Source organism: Streptomyces sp. NPDC059002 (assembly GCF_042740435.1).
GTDB lineage: Bacteria > Actinomycetota > Actinomycetes > Streptomycetales > Streptomycetaceae > Streptomyces.
Map to the genome: position 1 here is coordinate 75,693 of NZ_JBHYJI010000007.1, position 24,266 is coordinate 99,958.

Genomic DNA, 24,266 nt, shown 5'->3' on the forward strand with positions numbered 1-24,266 from the left:
GGTTTCATTGTGGGACACGGCACTGACAACGCCGTGCCCCGCAACCCTGACAGCGCTGCGGGGCACGGCATGTACGGCGATGCGGGCGTGGGGCCCTGCGGTCAGCGCCTGCGACCGCCACGGCGTCCGCCGCGGTCGTCGTCCTCGTCGTCGTGCGAACCGAGCAGTTCGTCCGCGAGGGACGGCAGGTCGTCCAGCGGGGTCTCCTCCGCCCAGTCCGAGCGGGGCCGCTGCCTGGGCGCGCCCTGCTCGTCGACCTGCGGCAGCTCGCGCGTACGGTCGTCGGACCCGTCGGGCGAGGGGCGCTCGTCCCGGAAGTAGCCGGGCGGAACCTTGTCCTCCCGCACGGGCGGCAGCACCGCGGTCTCGTCCGCGGCCCCCGGCACCGGCGGCTGCGGCAGCACCGCGGTGTCCTCAGGCCCCGGCCCGTCGGCCCCGACCTGCGGCAATACGGCCGTCTCGTCGGCGGGACCGGACGGCGGCACCACGACGGGCGTGGGCACGGTCGTCTCGTTGTCGGGAACGGTGGGTTCCGCGGCCCGCGAGCCCGAGCCAGAGCCCGACCGCGAACCGGCACCCGACCGCTTGCCCGCGCCGGACCCGGAGCCCGAGCCAGCCCTGGAGCCCGCACCGGCCCCCGCACCCGAACCCGAACCGCCGCCCTGCGCCGACCCCTGCGCCGGACCCGCCGCCCGAGGCTGAGCCTGCGCCGCGGCCGACGCCTGAGCCGCCGCCGCAGCCTGTGCCGCGGCAAGCCGGCGCGCCTCCTCGGCCCGCAGCAGCGCCTCCTCCGCCTTGCGCTGCTTCTCCAGCCTGCGCTCCTCGGCCTCGGCCCGCAGCCGCGCCTCTTCCTCCTCCTCGCGGCGGCGCCGCGCCTCCTCGGCCGCCCGGACCTTCTCCTCGGCGAGCAGCCTGGCCTGCTCCTCCTCGGCCTTGCGGCGGGCTTCCTCGGCGCGCTTCCTGGCCTCCTCGGCCTGCCGCTCGGCCTCGCGGCGCTGGGCTTCCTCCAGCTCGCGCCGCTTGCGCTCCTCCTCCTCGGCACGGAGCTTGGCGAGCTGCTCCTGGCGCTCGCGCTCCAGACGCTCCTCCTCGGCCTTGCGCGCGGCCTCTTCCTCGGCCTTGCGCCGCGCCTCTTCCTCGGCGGCCTTGCGGGCCTCCTCCTGCGCCTTGATCTCGGCCTCGGAGAGCGGGAGTACGACGTCGAGCCGGTGCCGGATCACGGTCGTGACCGCCTCCGGCTCCTGGGAAGCGTCGACGACCAGGTAACGGCCCGGGTCGGCGGCGGCGAGCGTCAGGAAACCGGACCGTACGCGCGCGTGGAACTCGGCGGGCTCCGACTCGAGACGGTCGGGCGCCTCCGTGAACCGCTCGCGGGCGGCCTCGGGCGACACGTCGAGCAGGCACGTCAGATGCGGTACGAGGCCTCCGGTGGCCCAGCGGTTGATGCGGGCGACCTCGGTGGGCGACAGATCGCGACCGGCGCCCTGGTAGGCGACGGACGAGTCGATGTACCGGTCGGAGATGACGACGGCGCCGCGTTCGAGCGCGGGCCGCACGACCGTGTCGACGTGCTCGGCGCGGTCCGCCGCGTACAGGAGTGCCTCGGCACGGTGCGAGAGACCGGCGGACGACACGTCGAGGAGGATCGACCGCAGCCGCTTGCCGACGGGCGTGGCGCCCGGCTCGCGGGTGACGACGACCTCGTGGCCCTTGGCGCGGATCCACTCGGCGAGCGCCTCGGCCTGCGTCGACTTGCCCGCTCCGTCGCCGCCCTCCAAGGCGATGAAGAAACCGGTCGCCGCGGGCAGTTGCACCGGGTCGTCGCCGCCGCGCAGCGCGTCCCGCAGGTCGTGCCTGAGCGGCACGCCCTGCCGGTCGTCGGCCTTGGCGAGGACGAGCGCGGCCACCGGCAGGAGCAGCGCGCCGACCAGCATGAGCGTGAAGGAGGCGCCGCCGTGGTCGAAGACGAACTTGCCGTTGACCATCCGGTGCGGCCCGATCCCGGCGGCCACCACGGGGGCCACCAGCGCGCCGAGTGCGATGCACAGGCGTACGACGGCCTGCAGGTGCTCGGTCGTACGGGCCCTGCGGTAGTCCTCGACCTCCTGGTCGAGCAGCGCGTGCCCGGTGTTCGCCGCGACGCCCGCGCAGACCCCGGCGAGGCCGAGGAGCAGCAGCACGGTCGTCACATCGGGCACGAGGCCCGCGGCGAGCAGCGCGATGCCGGTGAGGGCGATGGCGAGGGCGAGCAGCCTGCGGCGCGAGAGCGAGGGCAGCAGGGCGGGCGCGGTGCGGATGCCGACGGCGGTGCCGCCGGTCAGGGCGAGGACGATCAGGCCGTAGGTGACGGGCCCGCCGCCCAGGTCCTTGGCGTGCAGCACGCCGACGGCGACGGCCGCGGCGATGGCTCCGGCGATCGCGGCGCAGGCGGCGACGAGCAGCGGAATGGCGCCCGTGCGCCCCTTGTCCGTACCGCTGCCGGTGCGCGGCCTGCGGAGCCCTTCGAGGGGGCTACGCGCGCGTGGCGTGTGCGTGCCGGGAAGTTCGAGGAAGTAGACGATCGAGAGGGACGCGGCGAAGAGCCCGGCCGCGACGAACGAGGCGAGCCCCGCCTGGTGCAGCTCGAACCAGTCGAGTCCGGCGCCGAGGAGGTTGCCGACGAGCGTGATACCGACGAGCGCGGCGGCCGCGAGGGGCAGTGCCACGAATCCCGTACGCAGCGACAGGCGGCGCAGCGCGTCCATGTGGTCCGGCAGCGGCCGCACCGTCGCGCCCTCCGGGGGCGGCGCGGGCAGCAGCGCGGGTGCGGCGCTTTCCCTGGCGACGGTCCAGAACCGCTCGGCGACGCCGATCACGAAGGAGGTCACCAGGACCATCGCGAGGGCGTTGTCCGGGGTCCAGTCGACCCACAGCGGCGCGACGATCAGCAGCGCGGCCCGCACTCCGTCGGCCCCGACCATGGTCCAGCGCCGGTCGAGCGGCCCGTCCGGGGACGTGAGGGAGGTGAGCGGGCCGAGAAGCACAGCTCCGAAGAGCAGCGTCGCGAGAACGCGCGCTCCGAAGACGGCGGTCACCGCGAAGGCAGCTCCCCGGTAGCCACCGCCGAAGGCCGCCTCGGAGATGGCCGCCTGGAGCGTGAGGATCACCAGGACGAGCAGGGCGAGCGCGTCGCCGACACTGCCGACGAGCTGGGCACTCCACAGTCGCTTCAGCTGCGGTACGCGCAGCAAGGCGCGTACGGCACGCTCTCGGGAATCTGCGACCAGGGCGTCGTCGGGGGCCGGGGTTCCGGCCGTTGGCTGCTCGGCACGCGTCATCCGTCCAGCCTATCTGGACGAACTGCCTCCCCGTGTGCCTGCCCGAACATACGGCCGCCCTTGCCGGGCGCGGCGGCCGCCGTTGTGGGCAGGCGTTCCGCAGGGCGGAAAGAGCGGGCACAGCCCACGGTGCCGGGCGCCTCTGGACGAGGCACCCGGCACGGAAAGTCACTCCTCCGAAGCAGCGCTCTTGGAAGCCGTCGCCTTCTTGGCGGTGGTTTTCTTGGTCGCCGTCTTCTTTGCGGTGGTCTTCTTGGCGGCCGTGGTCTTCTTGGCCGCCGTCTTCTTGGCCGCGGTCTTCTTCGCGGGGGCCTTCTTCGCCGCCTTCTTGGCGGTCTTCTTGGCCGGGCCCTTCGCCCGCTTCTCCGCGAGGAGCTCATAGCCCCGCTCCGGAGTGATGTCCTCGACGGAGTCCGCCGCCCGCAGCGTCGCGTTCGTCTCGCCGTCGGTGACGTACGCCCCGAAGCGACCGTCCTTGACGACCACCGGCTTTCCGCTGACCGGGTCCTCGCCGAGCTCCTTCAGCGGCGGCTTCGCGGCGGCGCGGCCCCGCTGCTTCGGCTTGGAGTAGATCTCCAGGGCCTCGTCCAGCGTGATGGTGAAGAGCTGCTCCTCGGTCTCCAGGGAGCGCGAGTCGGTGCCCTTCTTCAGATACGGGCCGTACCGGCCGTTCTGCGCGGTGATCTCCACGCCCTCGGCGTCGGCACCCACCACGCGCGGCAGGGACATCAGCTTGAGGGCGTCGGCGAGGGTGACCGTGTCGAGCGACATGGACTTGAAGAGCGACGCCGTGCGCGGCTTGACCGCGTTCTTGCCGGTCTTCGGGGTGCCCTCGGGGAGCACCTCGGTGACGTACGGGCCGTAGCGGCCGTCCTTGGCGACGATCTGGTGGCCCGTGGCCGGGTCGGCGCCGAGCTCGAAGTCACCGCTCGGCTTGGCGAGCAGCTCCTCCGCGTACTCGACGGTCAGCTCGTCCGGGGCGAGGTCGTCGGGGATGTCGGCGCGCTGGTGGTTCTCGGAGTCGCGCTCGCCGCGCTCGATGTAGGGGCCGTAGCGCCCGACGCGGAGCACGATGTCGTCGCCGACGGGGAAGGACGACACCTCGCGGGCGTCGATGGCGCCCAGGTCGGTGACGAGTTCCTTGAGGCCGCCGAGGTGGTCGCCGTCGCCGTTGCCCGCGTCGGCGGCACCGCCGGTGCCCTCGCCCTCGCCGAAGTAGAAGCGCTTGAGCCACGGCACGGCCTGCGCCTCGCCGCGCGCGATGCGGTCGAGGTCGTCCTCCATGCGCGCGGTGAAGTCGTAGTCGACGAGCCGGCCGAAGTGCTTCTCCAGGAGGTTGACCACGGCGAACGACAGGAAGGACGGCACGAGGGCCGTGCCCTTCTTGAAGACGTATCCGCGGTCCAGGATCGTGCCGATGATCGACGAGTACGTCGAGGGGCGGCCGATCTCGCGCTCTTCGAGCTCCTTGATCAGCGAGGCCTCGGTGTAGCGGGCCGGGGGCTTGGTCGCGTGGCCGTCGACCGAGATCTCGTCGGCGGTGAGCGCGTCGCCCTCGTTGACCTGCGGGAGCCTGCGCTCGCGGTCGTCCAGCTCGGCGTTCGGGTCGTCGGCGCCCTCGACGTACGCCTTGAGGAAGCCGTGGAAGGTGATGGTCTTGCCGGACGCGCTGAACTCGGCGTCGCGGCCGTCGGCGGCACGGCCACCGATCTTGACCGTGACGGAGTTGCCCGTCGCGTCCTTCATCTGGGAGGCGACGGTCCGCTTCCAGATCAGCTCGTAGAGCCGGAACTGGTCGCCGGTCAGGCCGGTCTCGGCGGGCGTGCGGAAACGATCACCCGACGGACGGATCGCCTCGTGCGCCTCCTGCGCGTTCTTGACCTTCCCGGCGTACGTACGCGGCTTGTCCGGCAGGTAGTCGCTGCCGTAGAGCTGCGTGACCTGCGCACGGGCGGCCGCGACCGCCGTGTCGGACAGGGTCGTGGAGTCCGTACGCATGTAGGTGATGAAGCCGTTCTCGTACAGCTTCTGGGCCACCTGCATCGTGGCCTTCGCGCCGAAGCCGAGCTTGCGGCTCGCCTCCTGCTGCATCGTCGTCGTACGGAACGGGGCGTACGGCGAGCGGCGGTAGGGCTTCGACTCGACCGAACGTACGGAGAAGTTCGTGTCCTGGAGCGCGGCGGCGAGCGCACGGGCGTTGGCCTCGTCCAGGTGCAGCGTGCCCGCACTGTTGGGCTTCAGCTGCCCGACCGAGTTGAAGTCGCGGCCCTGCGCCACGCGCTTGCCGTCGACCGTGGTGAGACGGGCGACCAGCTGCGAGGGGTCGGAGGCGTCACCGGCGCGGCCGGTGCCGAAGGTGCCGGTCAGGTCCCAGTACTCGGCGGAGCGGAAGGCGATGCGCTCGCGCTCCCGCTCGACGACGAGACGGGTCGCCACGGACTGCACACGGCCGGCCGACAGGCGCGGCATGACCTTCTTCCACAGGACCGGCGAGACCTCGTAGCCGTACAGACGGTCGAGGATACGGCGGGTCTCCTGGGCGTCGACCATGCGCTTGTTGAGCTCGCGCGGGTTGGCGACGGCGGCGCGGATCGCGTCCTTGGTGATCTCGTGGAAGACCATCCGGTGGACGGGGACCTTGGGCTTCAGGACCTCGAGGAGGTGCCACGCGATGGCTTCGCCCTCGCGGTCCTCATCGGTGGCGAGGAAGAGTTCGTCGGAGTCCTTCAGCAGGTCCTTGAGCTTCTTGACCTGCGCCTTCTTGTCGGAGTTGACGACATAGATCGGCTGGAAGTCATGCTCGACGTCCACGCCGAGGCGGCGCACCTCGCCGGTGTACTTCTCGGGCACCTCCGCGGCGCCGTTGGGGAGGTCACGGATGTGCCCGACGCTGGCCTCGACTACGTAGCCGGGGCCGAGGTAGCTCTTGATCGTCTTCGCCTTGGCAGGCGACTCGACGATGACGAGTCGGCGGCCGCCCTGTGCGGTCTCGCTGGTCGGGGACAACTTCGCTCTTCTCTCCGGTCGACGCTCGGTGGCAGTGCGCGGTGGCAGTGCTCGTGGCTGTGCGGTGGCAGCGCTCGCACGGCTTGCGTTGCGCTGACGCTGCGGAGTGTGACGGTACATCCCGCCCCCGTGTCAAACGGGAAAAGCCCGCAACGGCCACTCGAACGGTAACCCGACTACCGCCATTCCTGCCGCCCGGAGTGCCGACCTGCTGTTTCGACGCCGGGAACGGGCCGGGTCCGGTGCGCCGACGCCTCGCCACCGTGGCGGGGCCGTCGTGCCGTGACGATCGCGGGCGGGTGGGGATTCCGTGGTGCGGAAGGAGGGGAGCCGGGCGGGACGGGAGGTTGCCTCGGTGATCGGGCCGGAAGTGGACGGTCCGGCGGCGGGTCCGTACGGCGGTCCGGAAGCGGGGAGTCCGCCGCCCTCTGGAACCAGCCCCTCCGGCACGAGCACGCCGCCCGCGCGCCAGTCGCACGCTGCTCGGCGCCGGTCAGCCCCGGCGCTTCCGGTCGGCATCGGGCAGTGCTGAATGCTTCCGGTTGGCGGTGGTCACATCTGAGGGCTGGTGGTTAGTGGGGGGCGGGGGCTGCTGGTTGGTGCGGAGCAGTCCTGCGGCTCCTGGTTGCGCGGGGCGCTTTCGGGGCTCCTGGTTGTGGGAGGGGCGGTTTCAGGGCCACCAGTCGGTGCTCGTCAGTCCCGAGGGCTGCTCTGGCGGCTCCCGAGGGCCACCGTTCGGCACTGGTTACGCCCCGAAGCCCCGGTCGACTCCGGTTCAGCCCCGAGGTCCCCCGCGCCCAAGCCCGCGACGCCCCGGCCCCACCCCCGCCTCACAGCCGTGTGAAGCACCACACCCCGAGCGCGAGGGCGCCCGAGCCCGCGACGGCGGCGAGGGTCGCCGATGCGACGGGGTTCACACCCTCGGCGACCGGCGCACGGTGCGCTACGCGGACTCCCGTCCACAACAGCAGCACCGCACCGAACAGCGCGAACACCAAGCCGGCGAAGATCGCTGGTGCGCTCTCCATGTCTCTGCCTCCCCGTACCGGAGTCCCGTACCGGATTCCCGGCCTGGAGGCTGACACGTACGGGAATCGGGAGCGCGAAATCCGGGTGAACGCCGGGCCACGCACAGTCGGGGACATGACCGCCGCCCGCGAGCGGAGGCGGCCCGCCCGGAACCTGCCGTACCGCACCCCGGCCGCCACGTCACCCGTTCGAGGATCACCTCCGGCGGCCGGATCAGGCCGAATGCCCCGGCACGACCCGGATGTTGGCCGAATTCCGTCCCGCCCGCGCGGCGGCCGACCCGCCGGTCGACCGCGCCCCAGGATCCGCTTCCCGGCACCGGCCGACCGGCACCCCGCTACGCCTCCCCACCCACCGGCAGCAGAAAGCCCTGCCCGACGAGCAGCCTGATCTGCGCGGGCGTCCGGTCCCGCAGCAACACCGGGTCCTCCCCGACCAGTTGCGCGATGGCGTCCAGGATCCGACCGGCGCTCAGCGACCCGTCGCACACCCCGGCGAACCCGGCGCCCACGGTGTCCACCTTGGTGGCCCGCCGCATCCCGCGGTGCTGGCGCAGCACGACGTGCTCCGGGTCCTCGGCGCCCGGCAGCCCGACCTGCTCCTGCACGACCTCGTCGGCCAGCTTGAAGTGCCCGGCGAGCAGCGCGGCGTCGTCGTGCGTGCGCAGGTACTCCTGCCGCTCGAAGAACTCCTGCACCGTCTCGCCGAGCGGCTGCTCGACGGGGTGCGGCCACTCCTCCACCGTGATGGACGGCTCGGCGGCCCCGGTCTTCCTGAGCGTGATCCAGCCGAACCCGACGGCACGCGTCCCCCGCGCCTCGAACTCGTCCAGCCACGCGTCGTACCGCGCCGCGTACTCGGCGGGGTCCGTGCGGTGGTCCCCCGCGTCCCGCAGCCACAGCTCGGCGTACTGCGTGATGTCCTGCACCTCGCGCTGCACGATCCACGCGTCGCAGCCGCGCGGCACCCAGGACCGCAGCCGGTCCTGCCAGTCCTCACCCTCCACGTGCTGCCAGTTGGCGAGGAACTGCGCGTACCCCCCTTCGTTCAACCGCTCCCCCGCCTCCTGAACGAGCGACCGGCACAGATCGTCCCCGCCCATCCCGCCGTCGCGGTAGGTGAGCCGCGCCCCCGGCGAAATCACGAAGGGCGGGTTCGAGACGATCAGGTCGTACGTCTCGTCGGCCACGGGATCGAAGAGCGAACCCTCCTTGAGGTCCGCCTCCGGGGCCCCGGACAGCGCGAGCGTGAGCCGGGTGAAGTGCAGCGCCCGGGGATTGAGGTCGGTCGCGGTCACGCGCGTGGCGTGCTGCGCGGCGTGCAGCGCCTGGATGCCGGAGCCGGTACCGAGGTCGAGCGCGCTCGCGACGGGCGTGCGCACCGTGATCCCCGCGAGCGTCGTGGACGCGCCGCCGACCCCGAGGACGACGCCTTCCTCCCGGCTGCCGATGCCGCCGGCGCCCCCGACCGCACAGCCCAGGTCGGAGACGATGAACCAGTCCTCACCGCTCGGCCCGCCATACGGCCGTACGTCCACGGTGGCCCGCAGCGCACCGTCCTCCTCGGCCAGCCACCCGCTCTCCAGAAGAGCACCGACGGGCAGAACGTCCGCCACGCGCGCGTGGGGCACGGATTCCTGCAACAGGAAGAGCCGTACGAGCGCCGCGAGCGCCCCGTCTCCACGGGTGGCCCGCAGAGCGGGCACGGTCTCACTCCGCGCGAGCGCGGCGTATGCGGGCGCCCCGAGCAGCTCAAGCAGCCCATCGGCGGTGAAGTCGGCACCGACCAGAGCACCACGCAGAGAGGCGGCGACATCGATGCGATCGGACGAGGGCAGGGGGAGGCTGGCGTTACTCACACCATCCATTGTGGCCGCAACCGCTGCGACTGCCGCTGCGGACAGGCCCCGCCGCTGTGGGCGGGCGTTCCGCAGGGCGAGTGGGGTCTCCCCTGCTCGAGCGGAGCCGAGAGCTTGGGGAAGGGTGGGCACAGCCCACGTCGCCGGGTGCGGCGAACACGACACTGCCCCGGCACGGAGGGTCATTCCCCCGGCGCCGAGGCAGCGTAAGAAAGGGGCTCAGCTCTTGGCAGACGGCGAAGCGGACGCGCTCTTGCAGCTGTCCTGCTTCCCCATCGCCTTGCCGACCTCCCCCTCCTGCAGCTTCTCCAGCGCCTCGTTCCCGCTCTTGCTCAGCTTGTCCAGCTCGCCCGCGATGTTCTTGAGGCCGTCCGCGAAGTCCGCCTGGTCCTTGGTGTCGAGTTCGTCGACCTGCTTCTTGAGGCCTTCGTACGACTTGGAGATGGCGTTGAGTTCCTTGACGGCGTCGTCCGTCTTCTTCTGCCCGCCGTCGACCGGCGGCGCGCCCGCGCTCTTCACGGAGGCGCCCATCGCCTTGTAGGCGTCGGACATGTCCTGGAACGCCTTGGAGTCGGTCTTCTGGACGTCGGCCGGCGAGCTGTTGTCCGAGGTCTCCTTCTGGATCGCGGCGTTGGCGTCCGCGATCTTCTTCGACTGCGGCTGCACGGAGTCACAGACCTTCTTGGCCCAGTCGTCCAGCTTCTTGTTGCCGTCGTCGCTGCTGCACCCGGACAACGCGAGTACCAGTACCGCACCGCCGGACAGTGCGGCTGCAAGCTTCTTGTTCACCGGATTGGTCCCTTCCATGGCTCTCGGCCCCGGAACTTACACGCCAACTGGGCGACAACCGCATGCCGGGGGTCCGGTACAACCGCTATTGCAGCCATTTGCACCAAGGGATGGCGGAGCGAACGGCGCGAGAGAAGGCTCACGGCGCGCCCCGGCACACCGACGGGCGGACGGCGCATCAAAAAGCGCCGCCCGCCCGTGTGTTGGGCAGAGCCCGACCGGGAGTCACAAAGCCCCGGTCCCCGAGTCACGCGGCCCCGGTCCCGGAGCCGCGGATTCCCGGATCCTGGCTACGAAACCACCGCAGGATCGGGTGACTTGGCCACCCGCTCGGAGTTGCCCTCGTCCCCGACGGCGATGCCCCGCCGCTTGGAGACGTAGACCGCGCCGACGATGACCGCGATGGCGAGCACCGCGATCAGCACCCGCATCCCGACGCTCGCGTCGTCGCCGTAGCTGAACTTGACGACCGCGGGCGCGATGAGCAGCGCCACGAGGTTCATCACCTTCAGCAGGGGGTTGATCGCGGGGCCCGCGGTGTCCTTGAACGGGTCGCCCACGGTGTCGCCGATGACGACCGCGGCATGGGCCTCGCTGCCCTTGCCTCCGTGGTGCCCGTCCTCGACGAGCTTCTTCGCGTTGTCCCAGGCACCACCGGAGTTGGCGAGGAAGACCGCCATCAGCGTGCCCGTGCCGATCGCGCCCGCGAGGAACGCGCCGAGCGCGCCGACGCCGAGCGAGAAGCCGACCGCGATCGGCGTGAGCACGGCGAGCAGACCGGGTGTGGCCAGTTCGCGCAGCGCGTCCTTGGTGCAGATGTCGACGACGCGTCCGTACTCCGGTTCCTCGCTGTAGTCCATGATCCCGGGGTGCTCGCGGAACTGCCGCCGCACCTCGTAGACCACGGCGCCCGCGGATCGCGACACCGCGTTGATCGCCAGCCCCGAGAAGAGGAAGACGACCGCGGCGCCGAGGATCAGGCCCACCAGGTTGTTGGGCTGTGAGATGTCCATCACCAGGTTCATCGGGGCGCCGTCGCCCAGTTTCTCGCCGACGTCCTTGGCCGCTTCCGCGATGGCGTCGCGGTACGAGCCGAAGAGCGCCGACGCCGCGAGGACCGCGGTGGCAATGGCGATGCCCTTGGTGATGGCCTTGGTGGTGTTGCCGACGGCGTCCAGGTCGGTGAGCACCTGCGCGCCCGAGCCCTCGACGTCGCCGGACATCTCGGCGATGCCCTGCGCGTTGTCGGAGACGGGGCCGAAAGTGTCCATGGCGACGATCACGCCGACGGTGGTGAGCAGTCCGGTACCGGCGAGCGCCACCGCGAACAGGGCGAGCATGATCGACGTACCGCCGAGCAGGAACGCCCCGTACACACCGAGCCCGATCAACAGCGCGGTGTAGACGGCCGATTCGAGACCCACGGAGATCCCGGCGAGGACGACGGTGGCCGGACCGGTGAGCGAGGTCTTGCCGATGTCCTTCACGGGACGCCGGTTGGTCTCGGTGAAGTAGCCGGTGAGCTGCTGGATCAGCGCGGCCATCACGATGCCGATGGCGACGGCGACGAGCGCGAGGAGCCGCGGATCGCCGTCATGGCCCTTGATCGCCGCGTCCGTGACCCCGTCCAAGTCCGCGTACGTCGACGGGAGATAGACGAAGACGGCCGCGGCCACGAGCGCCAGCGAGATGACCGCGGAGATGAAGAAGCCGCGGTTGATGGCGCTCATGCCGCTGCGGTCGGAGCGCCGGGGCGCCACCGCGAAGATGCCGATCATCGCGGTGACGACACCGATGGCGGGCACGAGCAGCGGGAAGGCGAGTCCGGAGTCGCCGAACGCCACCTTGCCGAGGATCAGCGCGGCGACGAGCGTGACGGCGTACGACTCGAAGAGGTCGGCGGCCATACCGGCACAGTCGCCGACGTTGTCGCCCACGTTGTCGGCGATGGTCGCGGCATTGCGCGGATCGTCCTCCGGAATGCCCTGCTCGACCTTGCCGACCAGGTCGGCGCCGACGTCGGCGGCCTTGGTGAAGATGCCGCCGCCGACACGCATGAACATCGCGATCAGCGCGGCGCCGAGGCCGAAGCCTTCGAGCACCTTCGGCGCGTCGGCCGCGTAGACGAGCACCACACAGGAGGCGCCCAGAAGACCGAGCCCCACCGTGAACATGCCGACGACGCCGCCCGTGCGGAAAGCGATCTTCATGGCCTTGTGCGAGACGGCGGTGAGATCCTTTTCGGGCTCGCCTTCCGCCGGAGTGGCCTCTCGGGCGGCGGCCGCCACACGCACATTGCTGCGTACGGCGAGCCACATACCGATATAGCCGGTGGTCGCCGAGAACGCCGCACCGATCAGGAAGAAGATCGATCGTCCGGCGCGCTGATTCCAGTCGTCCGCGGGCAGCAGCATGAGCAGGAAGAACACCACGACGGCGAATACGCCGAGAGTGCGCAACTGCCGCCCCAGATAGGCATTGGCGCCTTCCTGGACCGCCGCCGCGATCTTCTTCATGCTGTCGGTGCCCTCGCCGGCCGCGAGCACCTGGCGCACCAGGACACCGGCGACCACGAGCGCCGCGAGCGCGACGGCCGCGATGACCATCACGATGAGGCGGTTGTCGTCGGTCAGTACTGCGGCTGCGAAGGTTGAGGGGTGGTCAATCTGATGAGGGGTAGAAAGCCCCGCCATTCGTCCTCCTTGACGCTTGGGCTGAGCTCAAGATGTGGACGGATTGTAGGGAGCTGAACCTGATCAAAACAGAGCGCCACAAACGGAATTGACCGGAGATTGCTACTCAGCAAATGATCGTCGGCGCGGATTGACCCCGAAAGCGGTAATGCCTCAAAAGCGTTGACGAAAGATCGCCGAACCGGCCCGGTAAATGATCAGAAAAAGGAAAGGCCCTGTTCACCGTGGTGGTGACAGGGCCTGCGCAGCGCGTACGACGGGTGTGCGGAAGTCGACGGCGGGAGCCGCTCGGCCGCCGGGGCGGGAGCGGCAGGAGATCAGGGCAGAAGCGGCGCGGGAGTGGTCGGCCAGCTCATCCGGATCAGGCCACCGGACGCACCCGCGGTGACCTCCACGTCGTCCACGAGACCACTGATGACGGCGAGACCCATCTCATCCTCGCCCTCGGCCTCCAGATCGTCACCGGCACCGGCCCGCACACCCGGCACCCGGTCACCCGGAGCGGCACGCGGCGCCTCGTCGCCCACCTCGATGGAGAACTGCTTCTCGTCCTCGATCAGCGCGACCCGCACCGGCTCCGTCACACCGGCGCTCTGGTGAAGTCCCACGGCACGCGTGCAGGCCTCGCCGACCGCGAGCCTGACCTCGTCGAGTACGGCCTCGTCCACCCCGGCCCTGCGCGCGACCGCGGCCGCCACGAGGCGGGCGGTCCTGACGTGCTCGGGCAGCGCGCTGAAGCGGAGTTCAACGGTGGCCATGCATCCCCCTCGACATACGCGCGTGCTGTCAGAGGGCCGGGCCGCAGGCCCGGTCCCCTGCTGTACTGCCGTCCCGGGCCGAAGCCCGGGACGTCCGGCTGCCGCCCGGTCGGCCTCGGCCGACCGGCACTCAGTCGGTGGCCGCGACCGCTTCCTCGACCGAGGTGTGGATGGGGAACACCTTGGTGAGGCCGGTGATGCGGAAGATCTTGAGAATGCGCTCCTGGTTGCAGACCAGGCGCAGCGAGCCCTCATGGGCGCGCACTCGCTTCAGGCCGCCGACCAGCACGCCGAGTCCGGTGGAGTCGAGGAAGTCCACGCCCTCCATGTCGACGACAAGGTGGAAACTGCCGTCGTTCACCAACTCGACCAACTGCTCGCGCAGCTTGGGCGCGGTATATACGTCGATTTCGCCACCGACCTCGACGACCGTACGATCGCCGACGGTACGGGTCGACAGGGACAGGTCCACGGATCCTCCAGCACCTTGCTATCGAGCGGTCATCCCTCGGGACACCTCGGCAGAGCCCCCAGGACGGATCGCCAGCCGCGATGGCATTCAATCACTTACCGGCAGGCGTGCACGACGCCTTGGGACCATTGTCCATCCCGCCAGTGACACACTCGATGCCGATGGCCAAAATTTCCCCTCCCGGAGGACCCGCTTCGGGCGCCCCGGCACACACGCCCCCGCGGACGGTCCTGGACCGGCTCACCGCGGGGCCGAGCCGTGCTTCGCGCGTCACTCATACGGAGCACTTGCCCCCACGCGCGGCCCGGTATGCCGTCTGGCCCGACCGCATCCGCGCCGAGGTCATCTCCGCCGTCCAGGCCGCGGGCATCGAGCACCCCTGGGCCCACCAGGCACTGGCCGCCGAGCACGCCCTCGACGGCGAATCCGTGGTCGTCGCCACCGGCACCGCATCCGGCAAGTCCCTGGCCTATCTCACCCCCGTCCTTTCGTCCCTGCTCGACGGCTCCGAAGCCCCCAACGGGCGCGGCACGACCGCCCTGTACCTGGCCCCGACCAAGGCCCTCGCCGCCGACCAGCGCCGCGCCGTGCGCGAACTCGCGGCCCCCCTCGGCAACGCGATCCGGCCCGCCGTGTACGACGGCGACACCCCTGTCGAGGAACGCGAGTGGGTGCGCCAGTACGCCAATTACGTGCTGACCAACCCCGACATGCTGCACCGCGGGATACTTCCCTCCCACCCGCGCTGGTCCTCCTTCCTGCGCTCCCTGCGCTACGTCGTCATCGACGAATGCCACACGTACCGCGGCGTCTTCGGCTCCCACGTCGCCCAGGTCCTGCGCCGGCTGCGCCGCCTCTGCGCCCGCTACGGCTCCGAGCCCGTCTTCCTCCTCGCCTCCGCCACCTCCGCCGAACCGGCCCAGTCCGCGCAGCGCCTCACCGGCCTGCCCGTGCGCGAGGTCGCCGACGACGCCTCACCCCGCGGCGACCTCGTCTTCGCCCTCTGGGAACCCCCTCTCACCGAACTCCACGGCGAGAAGGGCGCCCCCGTCCGCCGCACCGCCACCGCGGAGACGGCGGACCTGCTGACCGACCTGACCGTGCAGGGTGTCCGCTCGGTCGCCTTCGTGCGGTCCCGGCGCGGCGCCGAGCTGATCTCGGTGATCGCCCAGGAACGCCTCGCCGAGGTCGACCGCGCACTGCCGCGCCGCGTCGCCGCCTACCGGGGCGGCTATCTGCCCGAGGAACGCCGCGCCCTCGAGCGCGCCCTGCACTCCGGCGAACTCCTCGGCCTCGCCGCCACCACCGCCCTCGAACTGGGCGTCGACGTATCGGGGTTGGACGCCGTCGTCATCGCGGGCTACCCCGGGACCCGGGCCTCTCTCTGGCAGCAGGCGGGACGGGCAGGCCGCTCCGGCCAGGGCGCACTCGCCGTCCTCGTCGCCCGCGACGACCCGCTGGACACGTATCTCGTCCACCACCCCGAGGCGCTCTTCCAGCAGCCCGTGGAGTCCACGGTCCTCGACCCCGACAACCCCTACGTCCTGGCACCCCACCTCTGCGCCGCCGCCGCGGAACTCCCGCTCACCGACGACGACTTGAAGCTCTTCGGCCCGGCGACCGAGGAACTGCTCCCGCAACTCGAGGCCGCGAAGCTGCTGCGCCGCCGCACGAAGGCCTGGCACTGGACCCGCCGCGAACGGGCCGCCGACCTCACCGACATCCGCGGCGAGGGCGGCAAGCCGGTCCAGATCGTCGAGGAGGGCACGGGACGACTGCTCGGCACCGTCGACGCGTCCGCCGCGCACACCACCGTCCACGAGGGCGCGGTCCACCTCCACCAGGGCCGTACGTATCTGGTGCGCCGCCTCGACCTGGAGGACTCCGTCGCCCTGGTCGAGGAGGCCGTGCCGCCGTACTCCACGACCGCGCGCGACACCACGGCGATCTCCATCCTGGAGACGGACGTCGAGGTCCCCTGGGGCGAGGGGCGCCTCTGCTACGGCTCCGTCGAAGTCACCAACCAGGTCGTCTCCTTCCTCCGCAGAAAACTCATCACGGGCGAAGTTCTCGGCGAGACGAAGCTCGACCTGCCCCCTCGCACGCTCCGCACCCGCGCGGTGTGGTGGACCGTCACCGAGGACCAACTGGACGCCGCCCGCGTCAATCCCGAGATCCTCGGCGGCGCCCTGCACGCCGCCGAGCACGCCTCCATCGGCATGCTGCCGCTCTTCGCGACCTGCGACCGCTGGGACATCGGCGGCGTATCGATCCCGCTCCATCCGGACACCCTCCTTCCCACGGTCTTCGTCTACGACGGCCATCCCGGCGGCGCAGGATTCGCCGAACGGGCCTTCCACACGGCCCGCGAGTGGCTCACTGCCACGCTCCAGGCCATCGCCTCCTGCGAATGCGAGGCGGGCTGCCCCTCCTGCATCCAGTCCCCGAAGTGCGGCAACGGCAACGACCCCCTGCACAAACGCGGCGCCGTCCGCCTCCTCACCACCCTCCTCAAGGACGCGCCGCCCACGCCCCCTCCCACGACCCCCAGCTGACGCGGGGGCTGGAACGCCCGGCAGCCTCAACAACCACCTGCCCCGGTCCCACCTGCCCCGCAGGCCCCGCAGGCCCCGCCCCAGAGTCCACCTCCGCGGCGAAGGGCCCAGCCTCCGCCGACACCCGGACCTCGGACACCTCCCCGTACACAGCGCACCGCACCAACCGCGCGTCCTGCGCCCGCGCCACCCGCCCGGCCGCGTCGCACGCCTCGGCCCGCCCCTCTCCCCAGCGATCCGCCGCCGCGAGAGCCGCCAAGTCCGCCGCGCCGCCCGCCCGATGCCGGGCCACGATCACCTGCGCCATCGCGAGCACCGCCCCGCACACCACGCAGAGGACCGCCATCACGACGACCACCCACACCGTGGCCGCACCCCGGTCCCGGCCCGCGCCGCGCCACCTCCCGCCCCTCATCCGCCCACCCCCACCGTCTCCTCCGCCAACGCCACCGCCTCCGACCGCAGTCGGAGCCCGAGCCCCAGTGCCGCGGGGCCTGGTGAGTCCGCCGTGACTTCGACGCGCACCAGGTCGCCGTCACGCCGCACGGACACCCCCGCCCCGCGCGGCGCCGCCTGCCGTGCCGCCGCGACAGCCACGCCGTCCGGGTCCTGCCGGGCCACCGCGCGGGCCCCCGCCCTGGCCGCGTCCACGCACTGGATCTGCGCGCACGCGGCCAGCAGCGCCCAGATCAGCGCCATCGTGAACAGCACCAGGGTGGGCAGCACCACGGCCGCCTCCGCCGTCACGAACCCCCGGTCCCGGCATCGCCCCCTGGCCCGCCGCATCCACTCAGAACTGGACATCGAGCGCCTTCTCCACCACCGCCTGCAGAGCCGCCCTGACCTGCCCGCTCGTCACCACCTTGTAGAGCAGCCCGGCGAACCCCACCGCCGCGATCAGCCCCATCGCGTACTCGGAAGTGACCATCCCGGCGTCCCTGCCCACCGCACGAGCCCGCCGCCGCAGCCCGCGCGCCCACACCTGTCCAGCCATCTCAACCCCCATGAAGACGCATCCTGTTGATGCCCTGCTCGATCACTTGCTCACTGCGTTGCCTGCTCGCTGGAACTCGGCACTTGCTCGCCGGACCACTCGCTCGCCGACCCCACCCGCCCGTGCTCCACGGGCCCTCACCTGACGCTCAACAGCCCGTCCGCCAGCCCGATCACCACCGGCAGCACCCCGACCGCCACGAACGCCGGCAAGAAGCACAGCCCCACGGGCGCCGTCATCAGCACCGCCGCTCTCCGCGCCGCGGCCGTCGCCACCCGCCCCCGTTCGGCCCGTGCGTCCGCGGCGACCCGCGCCACCGGTTCCGCGGCGGGGGCGCCGGACTCGCCCATCCGCTCCAGGAGCCGGGCCAGCGCCCCCGCACCCGGTATCGCGCTCAACTGCCGCCACGCGACGCCTGGTTCGGCGCCGAACCGCACCTCGGCCGCACCCCGCGCCAGACTTGCGCCCACCGGCCCTTTCAGCGACTCCCCGACGGCCCGCGCGGCCACCACCGGGCTCGCCCCGGCAGCGACACAGGCCGCCAACAGATCAGCCGCCAAGGGCAGTTGTCGCGCCACCTCCGCGACATCGCCCCGCCCGTCCGCCCCGGCTCCGGCCTCACGCCCCCGTCGCCAGCGCCACACCCCGTACCCGGCAGCCGCCCCCACCAGCCACCCCGGGACTCCACCCACCAGGACATAGCCCGCACTCACCGCCCCGGCCACCGCGAGCCACCCGCGCGCCCCGGCCCACCGGTTCCGCCACCTCGCCCGAGCTCGCGCCGGAGGCTGAACTCGTGCCGGAACCCGAACTCGTGCCGGAGGTCTGGTCACCACCCCCAGCACTTCCTCGGCCCGCCTGCGCACCGCGCGCTCACGTCGCGCCGCCGCGACCGCCAGCACCAGCCAGGACGCGGCCGCCACGCACCATGCGGCCAATCCCAGCTTGTGGACAACGCTCATCGCCCCTCCGCCCCTCGTACGATCCGCAGCGCCCACCACACCCCGACGCCTTCAAGGAATCCGCCCGCCGCGAGGCACCCAAGACCCGCGCCCGTATGCAGCAACACCCTCAGCGGGTCCGCGCCGAGCGCCGTGCCCATCAGCAGTCCAAGGACGGGCAGTCCGGCGAGCAGCACGGCCGTAGAGCGCGCACCTGCCAACTGGGCCCGCAGATCCGCCCGTTGATCACGCTCCGCGCGCAACGCAGCCTCAAGGCGCTCGAGCCCCGCCGCGAGCCCCGCGCCGCGGTCCACCGCCACCCGCCAGCACGCCGCGAGCCCGACCAGCCCTTCCGCACCGGGTTCCCTCGCCGCCTCCCCGAGCGCGCCCGGCACGTCACCTCCGAACCGTGCCGCGGCCAGCACCGCACACCGGCCCGCGCCACCCTCGGCATCCCGCCCCCTGCCACTCCCATCAGCACTCCCGCCAGGCACCTCGCCGAGGGCCACGCACAGCGCCTCCCCCGGCTGCCGCCCCGCCCGCACCTCGCCTGCGAGCGCACCGCACAGCGCGATCACCTCGTCGCCCCTCCGCTCCCGCACTCGCCGCGCATCCCTGGCCCGCCGCACGCGCCGCGCCACCGGCACCCCTGCCGCCCCCAGGGCCATCGGCACCACGGACTCCCCCAGCAGGGAGAGCACCAGCCCGACCGCAAGGCACCACCACTCATGCCGCACCCGCGCCCGCCGGGCCGCGACGACCCGCCGCCAGGACCACCGATCCGTCCCTTCCGGCGCACCGCCCCCGAGCACCGCGCGCACCCGTCGCCCCCGCAGGTCCCGCGCCCCCGTCAACCAGGCCGCGCTCCCCGCACACAGCGCAGCCGCCCACATCGGAGCACTCACTCCGCATCACCCCAAACCCCGTCGGCGAGAAGTGAGTTCAGCCGGTCCCATCCGGCCTCCTTGGTGAACGCGCGCTCGCCCCACCGCAGCGCGGGCACGGTCACCACCAGGCCCGACGCGGCCCGCTCCAGCACATGCACCTCGGCGATCCGACGGCGGCCTGCCCGGTCGCGTACGAGATGGATCACCACCGACAGCGCCGCCGCCAACTGGCTGTGCAGCGCGGCACGGTCGAGCCCCGCGGCCGTACCCAAGGCCTCCAACCGGGCGGGCACATCCCCCGCGGCGTTCGCATGCACCGTGCCGCAGCCGCCCTCATGTCCCGTGTTGAGCGCGGCCAGCAGATGGGTCACTTCCGCGCCGCGCACCTCGCCGACCACCAGCCGGTCGGGCCGCATCCGCAGCGCCTGGCGGACCAGGTCGTCGAGGCCGACGAGACCGACCCCTTCCTGGTTCGCGGGTCTCGCCTCCAGCCGCACCACGTGCGGGTGTTCGGGCCGCAACTCCGCGGAGTCCTCGGCGAGCACGATCCGCTCCTTGGGTCCGACCAGGCCGAGCAACGCGCTCAGCAGGGTCGTCTTGCCGCTGCCCGTGCCGCCGCTGATCAGGAAGGACAGCCGGGCGTCGAGCAGGGCTCGCAGCACGCGGTCCCCGCCGGGCGGGACCGTCCCCGCCGCGACGAGTTCCGCGAGGGTGAAGGCGCGGGGCCGCACGACTCGCAGCGAGAGACAGGTCGAGCCCACGGCGACCGGTGGCAGCACCGCGTGCAGCCGTGTCCCGTCCGGGAGTCGGGCGTCCACCCAGGGCCTCGCGTCGTCGAGCCTGCGCCCCGCCACTGCCGCCAGGCGCTGTGCGAGCCGCCGCAGCGCGGCCGCGTCCCGGAAGGTGACTCCGGTGAGCTCCAGGCCGCCGCCCCTGTCCACCCACACCCGGTCGGGCGCGGAAACCAGTACGTCGGTCACTGAGGCATCCGCAAGCAGCGGTTCAAGGGGGCCCGCGCCCACCAGCTCCGATCGCAACTGGGCTGCCGCACCGAGGACTTCCGCGTCGCCAAGCACCTTGCCCTGTGCTCGGAGCGCCTCGGCCACCCGGGCCGGGGTCGGCTCCGTGCCGCTCTCCGCGAGCCACTGCCGCACCCCGTCCAGCATCCGGGCGCCGACCACCGCGCTCATGCGTCGCCTCCCGTCGCGCCGACGGGCACCCGGCCCCAGAAGGCGGCGCAGAACTGCGCCAGCGGTCCGCGCGCGGCACCCCCGGGCGGCACCCCGCCGTCCTGTGCCGCCAACAGTCCGGCCTCCCAGGGGACTTCGCCGACCAGTGGCAGCCCGAGCAGCCGCGCGACCTCTTCCGATGCGAGCCCACCGGGTCCGCCGCGCCCACCGAATCCTCCGGAGCCCGCTCCCCCGGCGACGACCACGCGCAGATCGCGCAGCACCATCCCCGCGGCCGACGCGACCCGCCGCGCCCCCGCCACGGCACGCAGCTCGGCGGGCACCACGAGGAGCCCGAGGTCCACCTGGTCCAGCGCCTCCGCGACCGCCTCGTCCACCCGGCGCGGCAGATCCACGACCACCACTCCGCCGCGTCTGCGGGCGGCCGTGAGGACCGCTCGTACGGCCTCGGGAGCGACAGTCACCACCTCGCCCCGGTCCCAGCTCAGGACCCGCAGCGCGTGCAGCTCCGGCAGCGACTCCTCCAGCGCTCCGCCGCCGACCCTGCCCCGCGACGCGGCGAAGGCGGGCCAGCGCAGTCCGTCGGCCGCCTCGCCGCCCAGCAGGACGTCGAGTCCCCCGCCCAGCGGGTCGGCGTCGACGAGCATCGTGCGGTGCCCGGCCCGCGCCGCGGTGACCGCGAGGGCGCAGGCCAGCGTGGATGCCCCGGCCCCGCCGCGGCCGCCGATGACCCCGATGGTGAGCGCGGGCCGGCCCACGCCTTCCGCCACGTCGGCGATGCGGTCGACCAGCCACTGCTCTCCGTCGGGCAGGACCAGCACGTGGTCGGCGCCGATCTCCACCGCTCGCTGCCAGACCCCGGAATCGTCTTGATCCCGCCCCACGAGGACGACGCCCCTGCGGCGCGCGGCCCCGCGCACCCGGTCCGCCGCGTCGTCCCCGACGAGCACGAGCGGCGCCGTGTCCCAGCCCTCTCTTCCCTTGGGCCCGCCGTGATGCACCTCGGGCCGTGCGCCCGCCGCGGCGCACAGCCGCAGCAAGTCGTCGAGCAGTTCCACGTCCTCCGTGACGATCAGCGGTCCGGTCTGCCGCCCGTCGGACGGCGCCGCCCTGTCGTGCGAAATGACTCCACCCACGCTCTCCATCCCCCTCTCACCGCAAGCCCCTGTGAATGCCGCATCCCGTGCCCGCGAAGAACCGGACAAAGCAATCCGGCCATGAACTTCGCGAGTGGAACGAGCAGAAACAGCGTGCGGCGAGCCGGGAAATCGTGTGGATCTTGGTCAATAACTGTGGACAAGACGTTGGCTGTGAATATCCCCGTCACCCATACCGGTGACATCCCACCGACTTCCACAGCGCAGCCTCACAGCTACACACAGTGACGAATCTTGGACAGGGGAAGAGAGCGCCTCGACGGCGATCAGAGGGACCAGTAGGCCGATTGAGGGATCAACGGAGGGCCAAAAACCCATCCGGACATGCGACGACCCCCGCCGGGGGGGAGAGCGGGGGTCGTCCCCACGGTCCGACTCGGGGGGGGAGGAGCCAGACCGGGTTAGCACGGTCGCGAACGATCCGTGACTTCCATGGTGTACCCGAGAGCCTTCTCAGGCAAACCCACGCGCCTCAGCTTACGCCGAATGGTGGGCGCCTATGCTCGGCCTCGTGGAAAACCACTCCTTGCCTCGCACCGCCGCGTTCTTTGACCTGGACAAGACGGTCATTGCGAAGTCGAGCACGCTCACCTTCAGCAAGTCGTTCTACCAAGGCGGCCTGATCAACCGCAGGGCGGTACTGCGCACCGCGTACGCGCAGTTCGTCTTCCTCGCGGGCGGGGCCGATCACGACCAGATGGAACGGATGCGCGAGTACCTGTCCGCGCTGTGCCGCGGCTGGAACGTGCAACAGGTCAAGGAGATCGTCGCGGAGACCCTGCACGACCTGATCGACCCGATCATCTACGACGAGGCCGCGTCCCTCATCGAGGAGCACCACACCGCCGGCCGCGACGTCGTCATCGTCTCCACGTCGGGCGCTGAGGTCGTCGAGCCGATCGGTGAACTCCTCGGCGCGGACCGGGTGGTGGCGACCCGCATGGTGGTGGGCGAGGACGGCTGCTTCACGGGTGAGGTGGAGTACTACGCGTACGGCCCCACCAAGGCGGAGGCGATCAAGGAGCTCGCGCAGTCCGAGGGGTACGCCCTGGACCGCTGCTACGCCTACAGCGACTCGGCGACCGACCTGCCGATGCTCCAGGCCGTGGGCCACCCCTTCGCGGTCAACCCGGACCGTGCGCTGCGCAAGGAGGCCCTCGCGCGCGAATGGCCGATCCTCGACTTCCATCGGCCGGTGCGGCTCAAGCAGCGCCTGCCCGCGCCGACCCGACCGGCGTTGGTCGCGGCGGCCGCGGTCGGCGCCGCGGCGGCCACGGCGGGCCTCGTCTGGTTCGCGAGCCGCCGCCGCGCGGCAGCGAGCTGACCTGCGGCCTCGGGCGAAGGCGGCCGTCCCGGAACGCGCCCCGGGACCCGGCTCGGAGCACCGGCCGAAACCCGGCGTCCGATTCACACCTGTTTGAACCTAAAAGTAAAGAAGTGCAGCCAGGACTTCCGCTTGCCCCAGGACAGGAGTACAAAGGAGTCAACGGCCCGCGAGACCAAGGACATCCGAGAGGATTACCTTTAAACGCAACCAAGGCCCCACGGACCGAAGCATGAACATCGAGCACCCACGCGACGTCGACCCGTCGATTACGGGCCAGCCGCACCAGGTGACGGGCTACGTTCCCGACCTGATGGGCAACACTTCGAGGACGCTTGGTAACCCGGTGGACATGCCAGCGGCGGTACGGATTCCCGTACCGCCGCAACCCTTGTCCGGACCCTGAAACCCTTGCCTGGGCCTGAGCCGAGCGCCCTACGCCGCGCCGCGCTGCAGCGCCTCGCAGACCGCCGTCGACTCCCTGACGCCCAGCTCAACCGCCTTGCCGCAGTGGGCGATCCAGGCCGCCATGCCCTCCGGCGTACCGGACGCGTAGCCGTCGAGCGCCGCCGCATAGGCCGCCCGCCCCTGCTCCGCGTGTCCGGCCTCCGCCGGGCAGATCGACTTCGGGTCGAGGCCGCTGCCCACCAGGACGATGCGTTCGGCGGCCCGTGCGACCAGGCCGTTGCACGAACCGAAGGGCCGCAGGCTGAGCAGCTCGCCGTGGACCACGGCCCCCATCACCAGGGCCGGTGCCGAACTGCCCGCGATGATCAGCTGCGACAGGCCCTCCAGGCGGCCCGCCACCTCGTCCGCGTCGGGCAGGGGAAGCTCGATCAGCGGCTCGTCGACGGACTCGCCCGCAAGGCGCGGCCGCCCCGCCGCCTCGTCGGCCTCGGCCGCGGCGACCAGGTGCAGGCGCGCGAGGACCCGCAGCGGCGACTGCCGCCAGATGGACAGGAGTTGGCCCGCCTCGGCGGTCAGCCGCAGGGCGGCGCCGACCGTGCGCGCCTCGCCGTCGCCGCTGAAGTCACTGCGTCGGCGGACCTCTTCCAGCGCCCACTCCGCACCGGAGAGCGCCGCGGAGCCGCGCGCTCCGCGCAGCGCCGCCTCGGAGGTGATCTCGTTGCTGCGGCGCCGCATGATCCGGTGTCCGTAGACCCGGTCCACGGCCTTGCGCACGGAGTCCACGGAGTCGGCCACGCCGGGCAGCCCGGCCAGGGCGGCGAGCGGATCAGCTGTCGTACTCATGAGTAAGACCCTACGTACTCCAGGGCGCCGCTCCACGAAGGAGTG

General features: G+C 72.0%; 18 protein-coding genes. 2 read left to right on the forward strand and 16 right to left on the reverse strand.

Annotation, left to right across the window (positions count from 1 at the left end; genetic code table 11):
- Positions 1-101: 101 nt before the first annotated feature.
- The 8 genes from tmk to bldG form a co-directional block, all read right to left on the reverse strand.
- Positions 102-3,317 carry a dTMP kinase gene (gene tmk, locus ACFWZ2_RS09140; protein WP_384543931.1) on the reverse strand — a complete coding sequence of 1,072 codons (3,216 nt, stop codon included), beginning with the start codon at positions 3,315-3,317 and terminating at the stop codon, positions 102-104.
- A 168-nt stretch (positions 3,318-3,485) separates the two neighbouring features.
- A complete protein-coding gene (gene topA / locus ACFWZ2_RS09145) occupies positions 3,486-6,323 on the reverse strand; it encodes a type I DNA topoisomerase (RefSeq protein WP_384543933.1) in 2,838 nt (945 codons plus the stop codon).
- A gap of 830 nt (positions 6,324-7,153) precedes the next feature.
- Positions 7,154-7,351 carry a hypothetical protein gene (locus ACFWZ2_RS09150; RefSeq protein WP_384543934.1) on the reverse strand — a complete coding sequence of 66 codons (198 nt, stop codon included), beginning with the start codon at positions 7,349-7,351 and terminating at the stop codon, positions 7,154-7,156.
- Between the two features lie 338 nt (positions 7,352-7,689).
- Entirely contained in the window at positions 7,690-9,219 is a 1,530-nt protein-coding gene (locus tag ACFWZ2_RS09155; RefSeq protein ID WP_384543936.1) for a methyltransferase, read from the reverse strand.
- A 210-nt stretch (positions 9,220-9,429) separates the two neighbouring features.
- The gene (locus ACFWZ2_RS09160; RefSeq protein ID WP_384543938.1) at positions 9,430-10,017 is read right to left on the reverse strand and encodes a small secreted protein; all 588 of its coding nucleotides are present in this window, start codon (positions 10,015-10,017) and stop codon (positions 9,430-9,432) included.
- Between the two features lie 272 nt (positions 10,018-10,289).
- Positions 10,290-12,692: a sodium-translocating pyrophosphatase gene (locus tag ACFWZ2_RS09165; protein WP_384543940.1), complete on the reverse strand. Its 2,403-nt coding sequence runs from the start codon at positions 12,690-12,692 to the stop codon at positions 10,290-10,292.
- Between the two features lie 317 nt (positions 12,693-13,009).
- Positions 13,010-13,450 (reverse strand): ATP-binding protein, encoded by a 441-nt coding sequence (locus ACFWZ2_RS09170; RefSeq protein ID WP_384543942.1) that lies wholly within the window; start codon positions 13,448-13,450, stop codon positions 13,010-13,012.
- A 130-nt stretch (positions 13,451-13,580) separates the two neighbouring features.
- On the reverse strand, positions 13,581-13,922 hold the full coding sequence (gene bldG / locus ACFWZ2_RS09175; RefSeq protein ID WP_003975386.1) for an anti-sigma factor antagonist BldG: 342 nt from the start codon (positions 13,920-13,922) through the stop codon (positions 13,581-13,583).
- Positions 13,923-14,002: 80 nt separating this feature from the next.
- On the opposite strand from bldG, the gene ACFWZ2_RS09180 reads away from it, so the two are divergent.
- A complete protein-coding gene (locus ACFWZ2_RS09180; RefSeq protein ID WP_384543944.1) occupies positions 14,003-16,477 on the forward strand; it encodes a DEAD/DEAH box helicase in 2,475 nt (824 codons plus the stop codon).
- Here ACFWZ2_RS09180 and ACFWZ2_RS09185 read toward each other — a convergent pair.
- The 7 genes from ACFWZ2_RS09185 to ssd form a co-directional block, all read right to left on the reverse strand.
- Positions 16,434-16,892, reverse strand: a complete 459-nt coding sequence (locus tag ACFWZ2_RS09185) for an Rv3654c family TadE-like protein (protein ID WP_384543946.1) — start codon at positions 16,890-16,892, stop codon at positions 16,434-16,436. The genes ACFWZ2_RS09180 and ACFWZ2_RS09185 overlap by 44 nt on opposite strands.
- A complete protein-coding gene (locus tag ACFWZ2_RS09190) occupies positions 16,889-17,281 on the reverse strand; it encodes a TadE family type IV pilus minor pilin (protein ID WP_384543948.1) in 393 nt (130 codons plus the stop codon). The genes ACFWZ2_RS09185 and ACFWZ2_RS09190 overlap by 4 nt, the downstream gene beginning before the upstream one ends.
- Positions 17,268-17,471 carry a DUF4244 domain-containing protein gene (locus tag ACFWZ2_RS09195; protein WP_384543950.1) on the reverse strand — a complete coding sequence of 68 codons (204 nt, stop codon included), beginning with the start codon at positions 17,469-17,471 and terminating at the stop codon, positions 17,268-17,270. The genes ACFWZ2_RS09190 and ACFWZ2_RS09195 overlap by 14 nt, the downstream gene beginning before the upstream one ends.
- Before the next feature lie 137 nt (positions 17,472-17,608).
- A complete protein-coding gene (locus tag ACFWZ2_RS09200) occupies positions 17,609-18,196 on the reverse strand; it encodes a type II secretion system F family protein (protein ID WP_384543952.1) in 588 nt (195 codons plus the stop codon).
- 233 nt (positions 18,197-18,429) lie between these two features.
- Positions 18,430-19,305 (reverse strand): type II secretion system F family protein, encoded by an 876-nt coding sequence (locus ACFWZ2_RS09205; protein WP_384544183.1) that lies wholly within the window; start codon positions 19,303-19,305, stop codon positions 18,430-18,432.
- 8 nt (positions 19,306-19,313) lie between these two features.
- Positions 19,314-20,489, reverse strand: a complete 1,176-nt coding sequence (locus ACFWZ2_RS09210; protein ID WP_384543954.1) for a TadA family conjugal transfer-associated ATPase — start codon at positions 20,487-20,489, stop codon at positions 19,314-19,316.
- Positions 20,486-21,634, reverse strand: a complete 1,149-nt coding sequence (gene ssd / locus ACFWZ2_RS09215) for a septum site-determining protein Ssd (protein WP_384543956.1) — start codon at positions 21,632-21,634, stop codon at positions 20,486-20,488. The genes ACFWZ2_RS09210 and ssd overlap by 4 nt, the downstream gene beginning before the upstream one ends.
- Positions 21,635-22,145: 511 nt before the next feature.
- On the opposite strand from ssd, the gene ACFWZ2_RS09220 reads away from it, so the two are divergent.
- Complete coding sequence (locus ACFWZ2_RS09220) at positions 22,146-22,970, forward strand: HAD family hydrolase (RefSeq protein WP_384543958.1); 825 nt, start codon at positions 22,146-22,148, stop codon at positions 22,968-22,970.
- A gap of 435 nt (positions 22,971-23,405) precedes the next feature.
- Here the strand turns inward: ACFWZ2_RS09220 and ACFWZ2_RS09225 are convergent, their stop codons facing one another.
- Positions 23,406-24,221, reverse strand: a complete 816-nt coding sequence (locus ACFWZ2_RS09225) for an oxidoreductase (protein WP_384543960.1) — start codon at positions 24,219-24,221, stop codon at positions 23,406-23,408.
- Positions 24,222-24,266 lie beyond the last annotated feature (45 nt).